The 7650-nt window shown below is 66.4% G+C and carries 7 protein-coding genes; 6 read left to right on the top strand and 1 reads right to left on the bottom strand.

Going from position 1 to position 7650, the window contains the following annotated elements:
* The 4 genes from EOA24_RS21010 to EOA24_RS20995 form a co-directional block, all read left to right on the top strand.
* The coding region (locus EOA24_RS21010) for an SEL1-like repeat protein (protein WP_189354086.1) at positions 1 to 2099 on the top strand (2099 nt) is incomplete at its 5' end.
* A 192-nt stretch (positions 2100 to 2291) separates the two neighbouring features.
* Positions 2292 to 3215, top strand: a complete 924-nt coding sequence (locus EOA24_RS21005; RefSeq protein WP_095819366.1) for a sulfite exporter TauE/SafE family protein — start codon at positions 2292 to 2294, stop codon at positions 3213 to 3215.
* The gene (locus EOA24_RS21000; RefSeq protein WP_126079364.1) at positions 3215 to 4006 is read left to right on the top strand and encodes a TIGR02186 family protein; all 792 of its coding nucleotides are present in this window, start codon (positions 3215 to 3217) and stop codon (positions 4004 to 4006) included. Before EOA24_RS21005 ends, EOA24_RS21000 begins: the two co-directional genes overlap by 1 nt.
* Positions 4007 to 4185: 179 nt before the next feature.
* Positions 4186 to 5442 carry an Hsp70 family protein gene (locus tag EOA24_RS20995; RefSeq protein ID WP_126079365.1) on the top strand — a complete coding sequence of 419 codons (1257 nt, stop codon included), beginning with the start codon at positions 4186 to 4188 and terminating at the stop codon, positions 5440 to 5442.
* Here the strand turns inward: EOA24_RS20995 and EOA24_RS20990 are convergent, their stop codons facing one another.
* Positions 5443 to 6348 carry a LysR family transcriptional regulator gene (locus tag EOA24_RS20990; protein ID WP_126079366.1) on the bottom strand — a complete coding sequence of 302 codons (906 nt, stop codon included), beginning with the start codon at positions 6346 to 6348 and terminating at the stop codon, positions 5443 to 5445.
* A gap of 124 nt (positions 6349 to 6472) precedes the next feature.
* Here EOA24_RS20990 and EOA24_RS41725 point away from each other — a divergent pair, with 124 nt between their 5' ends.
* Positions 6473 to 6631, top strand: a complete 159-nt coding sequence (locus tag EOA24_RS41725; RefSeq protein WP_189343264.1) for a hypothetical protein — start codon at positions 6473 to 6475, stop codon at positions 6629 to 6631.
* A partial coding sequence (locus tag EOA24_RS20985; RefSeq protein WP_145992538.1) for a molybdopterin-dependent oxidoreductase occupies positions 6628 to 7650 on the top strand: 1023 nt, incomplete at its 3' end. The genes EOA24_RS41725 and EOA24_RS20985, both read left to right, overlap by 4 nt.

Raw genomic sequence — 7650 nt, 5'->3', positions numbered from 1 at the left:
CGCTGGAAGCGACCGAGACCAGCGAGGCGGTCAGCGAGCTGGTCGATCCGCAACCGGCCAGCAAGCGCGGCGGCCGCGGCGGCAAGATCGCGGTGCAGGACGCGCCTTCGATGGATATCGACCAGCCGCTGCCGCTCACCGGAGACATGGCTAGCCTTGAAGGCCGCGCCGCGGAGATCATGCGCGACGAGCCGAGCGTACCGCGCACGCCCGCCGAGGCTGCTGCAGCAGCCGCCATGGCGGCGCTGGGACCGGATGCGGTCGGCGACAGGAGCGAGACGGCCGGCCGCAGGAAATCCATGCTCAGCGGCCTGGCGCGCGCTTTCAAGAGCAAGAAGGACGCGGACACGCAGCCGCTTGCCGGCTCGGCGCCGGTCGGCGACGTGCCGGGCGTCGACATCGACGAACCACTCGACCCCAAGGCGGCCAACCGGCCGTTGGAGCCCGGTTCCGGTGCGCCGGACCTCAATGCCATCATGAAGCGGGTGCGAGACGAGCGCGGCGGGCAGCCGGCCCGGCGCACCGACAGCGATGCCGCTAAGTCGGATTTCATCGCCGCGGCCCGGCGCGCTGCCCAGGCGGCAGCGGCGGAAGCCGACACGCTGAAGCGGCAATCGACCATGACCGGCCCGGTGAAGGCACTGCGGATCGGCGACCTGCTCAAGGCGCGGCGCAAGCCGATCCTGATGGCTGCGGCGGCCATCATGATGGCTCTGGCCGGTCTGCAGCTGGGCAAAGCCTTCCTGTCCGATCCGGTCGAGACGGCCAACAACCAGCCTGCTCTCTCCACGCGAACGGTCGATACGGCTTCGCTCAACGCCACCGCCGCGCCGCAGGCCGACACGCAGAAGACCGACACACCGAAGATTGACGCCGCTGCACAGCCCGAAAGCGCGCCTGCCCGTCCCGTCAGACAGGCGGAGCCCGTCCAAGAGACGGCACCGGCCGCATCTGTCCCCGCAAGTCCCGAAAGAGCAGCCGCCACGCCGGCCGAACCGGCACCCGCGCCGGTGGCGCTTGCAGCGCCTGCCGCACCGGCCCCGATGGCTTCGGCGACGCCATCCGAGCCCGCCGCCTCGGCTGCTACTGCGACGGACACGGACGGCGACACGCAGCCGATGGCCAAGGAGCCCGTGGCGGCCGGTCCGGCAGCCGGCGGCGGCGCGTCCAGCGCGCCTGCGGCAGCCTCCGCCGACACGACAGGCACCGTGCCGCCGGCCGGGAGCCAGACGGCAGCCGCCAAATTCGACATTCCGTCCGAAATCGGTCCGGTGGCGCTACGCGACGCCGCCGCCGGCGGCGACGCCAAGGCGCTGTTCGAGGTCGGCTCGCGCTATGCTGAATCGCGCGGCGTGAAGGAAGACATGAAGGCCGCCGCCAAATGGTACGAGCAGTCGGCCGAGCTCGGCTTCGCGCCGGCCGAATACCGCATCGGCAATTTCTACGAAAAGGGCATCGGCGTCGCGCGCGACATCAAGAAGGCCAAGACCTACTACCAGCTCGCCGCCGAACAGGGCAACGCCAGCGCCATGCACAATCTCGCGGTGCTATTCGCCATGGCGGCGGACGGGGTGACCGACAATGAATCGGCGACGCACTGGTTCCAGGAAGCCGCCGACCTCGGCGTCAAGGACAGCCAGTTCAACCTCGGCATCCTGGCGGCCAAGGGCGTCGGCATGAAGCAGAACCTGGAAGAGTCCTACAAGTGGTTCGCCCTGGTCGCCAAGACCGGCGACAAGGACGCCTCAGCCAAGCGCGACGAGATCGCCAATGCGCTGCGGCCCGAGCAGCTCGAGCGGGCGCGCGCCGCCACGGAATTGTGGAAGGCCAAGCCGCTCAACGCCGCCGCCAACTCGGCCGACATTCCGGAATCCTGGCAGGACAGCACGCCGCAGACCACCGCCGGCATCGACATGAAGAAGGCGGTGAAGAACATCCAGCTGATCCTCAACAAGAACGGCTACGATGCCGGCGGCGCCGACGGCGTCATGGGCGGCAAGACCAAGACCGCGATCATGGCCTTCCAGACCGACAACAAGATGACGCCGACCGGCGAGATCGACGCGCCGCTCGTCAAGGCGCTCTTGGCGAAGAAATAACGGCAGGCGCGTCGCATACACGACGCCCTGCCACACATTTGCCTGTTAACTGATTGAGATGGTTTTTGTTTCGGTGCGGCGGCGGGGTTTTGACCCGCCGCCGCACCGGCGCAAGAAAAAATTGGCTTTTCGGTGCTTTAGTGTCCGGGGACGGCACTGTGCGCCGACAGACAAACTGATCGAGACAGCCGGGTGGGCATCTATCTCCCGATCGCGGAAATTTCCGTCAACGTCTTCGTGCTGCTGGCGATGGGCGCGGCGGTGGGCTTCCTGTCGGGCATGTTCGGGGTCGGCGGCGGCTTCCTCATCACGCCGCTTTTGATCTTCTACAACATCCCGCCCGCGATCGCGGTCGCCACCGGCGCCAACCAGGTCATCGCCTCTTCCTTCTCCGGCGCGCTCTCGCACTTCAAGCGCGGCACGCTCGACTTCAAGCTGGGCGGCGTGCTGCTGGCCGGCGGCATTGTCGGCTCGACCGCGGGCATCTACGTCTTCGCGCTGTTGCGCCGGCTCGGCCAGCTCGACCTCTTCATCTCGCTGCTCTACGTGGTGCTGCTCGGCACGGTCGGCGGGCTGATGCTGGTCGAGAGCCTCAACGCGCTGCGCGCCAGCCGCAGCGGCGCGGCGCCCGTGCTGAAGAAATCCGGCCAGCATAACTGGATCCACCGGCTGCCGTTCAAGATGCGCTTCCGCGCCTCCAAGCTGTTCGTCAGCGTCATCCCGGTGCTCGGGCTCGGCGCCGGGATCGGCTTCCTGTCGTCGATCATGGGCGTCGGCGGCGGCTTCATCATGGTGCCGGCGCTGATCTACCTGCTCAAGGTGCCGACCAATGTCGTTATCGGCACCTCGCTGTTCCAGATCATCTTCACCTCGGCCTACACCACGCTGGTGCATGCCACGACCAACCAGACGGTCGACGTGATCCTGGCCTTCCTGCTGATGGCCGGCGGCGTCGCCGGCGCGCAATATGGCGCCAAGGCCGGCCAGAGGCTGCGCGGCGAGCAGCTGCGCGCGCTTTTGGCGATGCTGGTGCTGGCCGTCGCCATCCGCCTTGCCGTCGATCTCTTCGTGACGCCGCCAAATCTCTATTCGCTGTCCGCCGCGGGCCTCAACTGATGGCGGGATTGAGAGCGTTTGGAGCCGCCGCCTCGTTGTCGATGCTCTTTGCCCTTTCCCCGGCGACGGCGCAGGCGCCGCCCACCGAAAGCATCCAGATCGGCCTTTCGACCGACGCGATCTCCATCACGGCGGGCTTCTCCGGCGCCGACCTCACCATCTTCGGATCGCTGGAAAATCCCGACCCGCTGATCGCCAGACAGGGCCGCTACGACGTGGTCGTCGTGCTCGAAGGGCCGCCGCGCCCGGTCGTGGTGCGGCGCAAGGACCGCGTGCTCGGCGTCTGGATCAACCTGGACTCCGAAACCTTCGAGAACGTGCCTGTCTCCTATTCCGTCGCGACGACGCGGCCGCTGCAGGACATCGCCGAGCCCGCCAAATACAAGCAGCTCTCGCTCGGGGCGCAGAACCTCTACATGAAGCCCGCCGACGAGACCGACAGCCCGGCGACGATCCAGGAATTCACCGCCGCGCTGCGCGAGCGCAAGGCAGCGACAGGCCTCTACAGCGAGAATGTCGGCGGCGTGCAGTTCCTGTCTCAGAACCTGTTTCGCGCCACGGTGAGGCTCGCGCCGAACGTGCCAGTCGGAACCCACAAGGCCCGCGCGTTCCTGTTCAAGAGCGGCATGTTCGTCAAGGAAAGCTCGGCCCAGCTCGAGATCCGAAAATCGGGCTTCGAGCAGTCGGTCTTCCGGGTCGCGCATGATTATTCCTTCCTCTACGGCGTGTTCGCCATATCGCTCGCCATGCTGACCGGCTGGCTAGGTCGGATTATCTTCCGCAAGGATTGAAGACACGGGAAAAATGGAAGACCATTTTCCCGCAAAGGGTTTCCCTGCGGGCGATCATGCGATAAACCGCCGCCTCCCAACCCAAAGGTAAACAAGCACAATCTGTTCGGCAGAGCGGTCCGGCCATCCGGACGACGGCGCGCTTGGCGTCCCTGCCACAAGGTAACGAGGAGGCTGCGATGCAATCAGCATTCGGCGGCATCGATTTCGGCACGTCCAATTCCACCGTGGGGGTGATCCGCGACGGCCGGGCGCGACTGGTGGCGCTGGAGGGCGAGCAACCCACTCTGCCGAGCGCCGTGTTCTTCAACTTCGAGGACGGCTACACTTATTTCGGCCGCCGCGCGATCAGCGACTATACCGATAGCATCGAAGGCCGTCTGATGCGCTCTCTGAAGAGCGTGCTCGGCAGCTCGCTCGCCAATGAGAAGACCCGCATCAAGGCGCGCCAGATCGGCTTCATCGACATTATCGGCATGTTCGTCGGCCATCTGAAGAAGCGGCTCGAAGAAGACGCCGGCGGTCCGGTCGAGAACGTGGTGCTCGGCCGGCCCGTGCAGTTCGTCGACGAGGACACGGCCGCCGATGCGAAGGCGCAGGGCGAATTGGAGAAGGCCGCGCGCGCGCAAGGCTTCAAGCACATCGCCTTCCAGTTCGAGCCGATCGCGGCGGCGCTCGACTACGAGCAGAAGGTCACCCGCGAGGAGCTGGCGCTGATCGTCGACATGGGCGGCGGCACCTCCGATTTCTCGATCGTGCGGGTCTCGCCGGAGCGCGCGCGCTCGACCGACCGCAAGGCGGACATCCTCGCCAATCGCGGCATCCATATCGGCGGCACCGATTTCGACCGGCTGCTCAGCATCTCCCATGTCATGCCCGAGCTCGGCTATCTGACGCGGACCAAGGACCACAAGCGCAATCTGCCGGCGGCCTATTTCATCGACCTGGCGACCTGGCAGCGCATCAACCTCGTCTACACCGCCAAGGCGATGTCGGATCTTCGCCAGATCCGCTACGAGGCCGAGCGCGCCGACCTCGTCGACCGCTTCATCCATGTCGTCGAGCACCGCTACGGCCACGCAATTGCCGGCCTGGTCGAAAGGGCTAAGATCGCGCTGACCGACCAGTCCTCGGCCGAGGTGAAGGTGTCGCTGCCCGGCGCGCGCTTTGCGGCCGAGATCACGCGCGGAGGCCTCGAGGAGACCATCGCGAACGACATCGAACGCGTGACCGCGACGGTCAGGCAGACGATCGCCGACGCCGGCGTCGATGCCTCGGCCATCACTGCCGTGTTCCTCACCGGCGGTTCGACCGCCATCCCGCTGGCGAAGCGGGAAATCCTGTCGCTGGTGCCGCAGGCAGCCGTCATCGAAGGCGACATGTTCGGCTCGGTCGGCCTTGGCCTCGCGCTGGATGCGCAGCGCAAATACGCGTGATTATTCGGCGTTTGCCGGCGCGTCCGCCCGGCCGGTGAGATGCGCCTTCAGCGCCATCTGGGCGAGGCTCGCCTGGCGGTCGCGGTGTGTGATCATGGCGAAGTCGCGCTTCGGCAATTCCACCGGCACGGCCCTGAGGCTCCCCTCCGCCAGGGAGCGCGCGACGACGAGTTCCGAGATGATCGTGGCGCCCGCGCCGGCCTCGACCGCCTGGCGCACTGCCTCGTTGCTGGGCAGAACCAGGAATATCTGCAGCTCCGCCGGCGGAACGCCCTGGCTGTGCGCGAAATCCTCCAGCGCCTCGCGCGTGCCCGACCCGCCTTCCCTGATGATCCAGCGCAGCGCCCTGATGTCGAGGTTTCCCGCCCGCGTCATCGGGATCTCGGGATGCGAGCGCGCCACCACCAGCATCATGCGGTCCTCGTCGACCGTGGCGCGACGCAGGATGTCGGACTCGGTACGGCCCTCGACCAGGCCGAAATCGGCGCGGCCGTCCAGCACATTGGTCTCGACCTGCCTGGTGTTGCCGATGGTCACGTTCAGCTTCACCGCAGGATAGGCCTCGTGGAAGGCAGCCAGGCGACGCGGCAGCCAGTAGCTGGCGATGGTCTGGCTGGCCGCGATCGACAGGCTGCCGGCGACGGTCTGCGAGACATCCTCCAGCACGCCACGCGCAGCCGCGGCGCGATCCAGGACCGCCTTCGCCTCCGGCAGGAAGCGGTGGCCGGTCTCTGCTAGTTCGATGTTGCGGCCGACCCGGTTGAACAGGCGCACGTCGTGCTGGGTTTCGAGCGCGCGGATAGCCGCCGACGCAGCCGACTGCGAGATGCCGAGCCGCTCGGCGGCCTTGGTCATGTGGCCATGCTCGGCGACGGCGACGAAGATGCGCAACTGGTCGAGGGTCATAGCGCAACTAAGAAGCAAAATCGATCGGAATTACAAGAGCTGCTTGTTAGACGGATCAATTGCTTTGTTCTAAGTTTTTAGCTGGACTTGGAAAAAATTGGTCGCCAGAGGCCAAGAGTGGGAAATGGCAGGGCGCTTCAAATCCCTATTCGCGCATTGGAGCCGCCGGCTGAAGCGGCAGCTTGCCGGCGAGCGCTATCATCCTGAACTTCACTACATGCGCGGCCCGGGGCCTAAGACGAAGGCCAAGATGGCGAACGGCAAGAGCGTTCGCCAATCATGAGCAACGCCGCGCCGCGCGGCGCCAATTCCGCACCCTCGCAACGGCCTCTTTCCGACACTCACGCGCCAAATGAGGGCGACGGCGTCGAGACTTCGCCCAGCGTCTCCGACCGCGTCGCCAAGACCACCTGCTATATGTGCGCCTGCCGCTGCGGCATCGACGTCCACATCAAGGACGGCAAGGTCCGCTACATCAACGGCAACAAGGACCATCCGGTGAACCGCGGTGTGATCTGCGGCAAGGGCAGCGCCGGCATCATGCAGCATTACAGCCCGGCGCGGCTGAAGAAACCGCTGCTGCGCACAGGCCCGCGCGGCTCGGGCGAATTCCGTGAGATCGAATGGGACGAGGCGCTGACCATCGCCACCGAGAGGCTGTCGGCGATCCGCCGCACCGATCCGAAAAAACTCGCCTTCTTCACCGGACGCGACCAGTCGCAATCGCTGACCGGCTGGTGGGCGTCGAAATTCGGCACGCCGAACTTCGCCGCGCATGGCGGCTTCTGCTCGGTCAACATGGCGGCCGGCGGGCTCTACACGATCGGCGGCTCGTTCTGGGAGTTCGGCGAACCCGACTGGGACAACACCCGATATTTCATGCTGTTCGGCGTTGCCGAGGACCATGACTCCAACCCGATCAAGATCGGCCTCGGCAAGCTCAAGGCGCGCGGCGCCAAGGTGGTTTCGATCAACCCGTGCCGCACCGGCTACAATGCCATCGCCGACGACTGGATCGGCATCAGGCCGGGCACCGACGGCCTGTTCGTGCTGGCGCTGGTCCACGACCTGCTCAAGGCCGGCCGCGTCGATCTCGACTATCTGCTGCGCTACACCAACGCGACGGTGCTGGTCGTGCAGGAGCCGGGCGCTGCCGACGACGGACTCTTTGTGCGCGACGCCGACGGCAACCCGCTGGCTTGGGACAGGGTGGCCAAGCATCCGGTCAATGCAGCCGATCCCGAAGCAAAGCCGGCGCTGACCGGCGGCTACGACGTCGGCGGGGGGGGATGCGCGGCGGGG

Origin of the sequence: Mesorhizobium sp. M2A.F.Ca.ET.039.01.1.1, assembly GCF_003998035.1 — a bacterium.
GTDB lineage: Bacteria > Pseudomonadota > Alphaproteobacteria > Rhizobiales > Rhizobiaceae > Mesorhizobium.
The sequence above is the reverse complement of the archived record's forward strand: the minus strand, read 5'-3'. Positions and strand labels throughout refer to the sequence as shown.

Bases quoted from the DNA above. Each gene is read 5' to 3' on its own strand.
- EOA24_RS20990 (WP_126079366.1), bottom strand. From the start codon at position 6,348: ATGACCCTCGACCAGTTGCGCATCTTCGTCGCCGTCGCCGAGCATGGC.
- EOA24_RS21000 (WP_126079364.1), top strand. From the start codon at position 3,215: ATGGCGGGATTGAGAGCGTTTGGAGCCGCCGCCTCGTTGTCGATGCTC.
- EOA24_RS41725 (WP_189343264.1), top strand. From the start codon at position 6,473: ATGGCAGGGCGCTTCAAATCCCTATTCGCGCATTGGAGCCGCCGGCTG.
- EOA24_RS20995 (WP_126079365.1), top strand. From the start codon at position 4,186: ATGCAATCAGCATTCGGCGGCATCGATTTCGGCACGTCCAATTCCACC.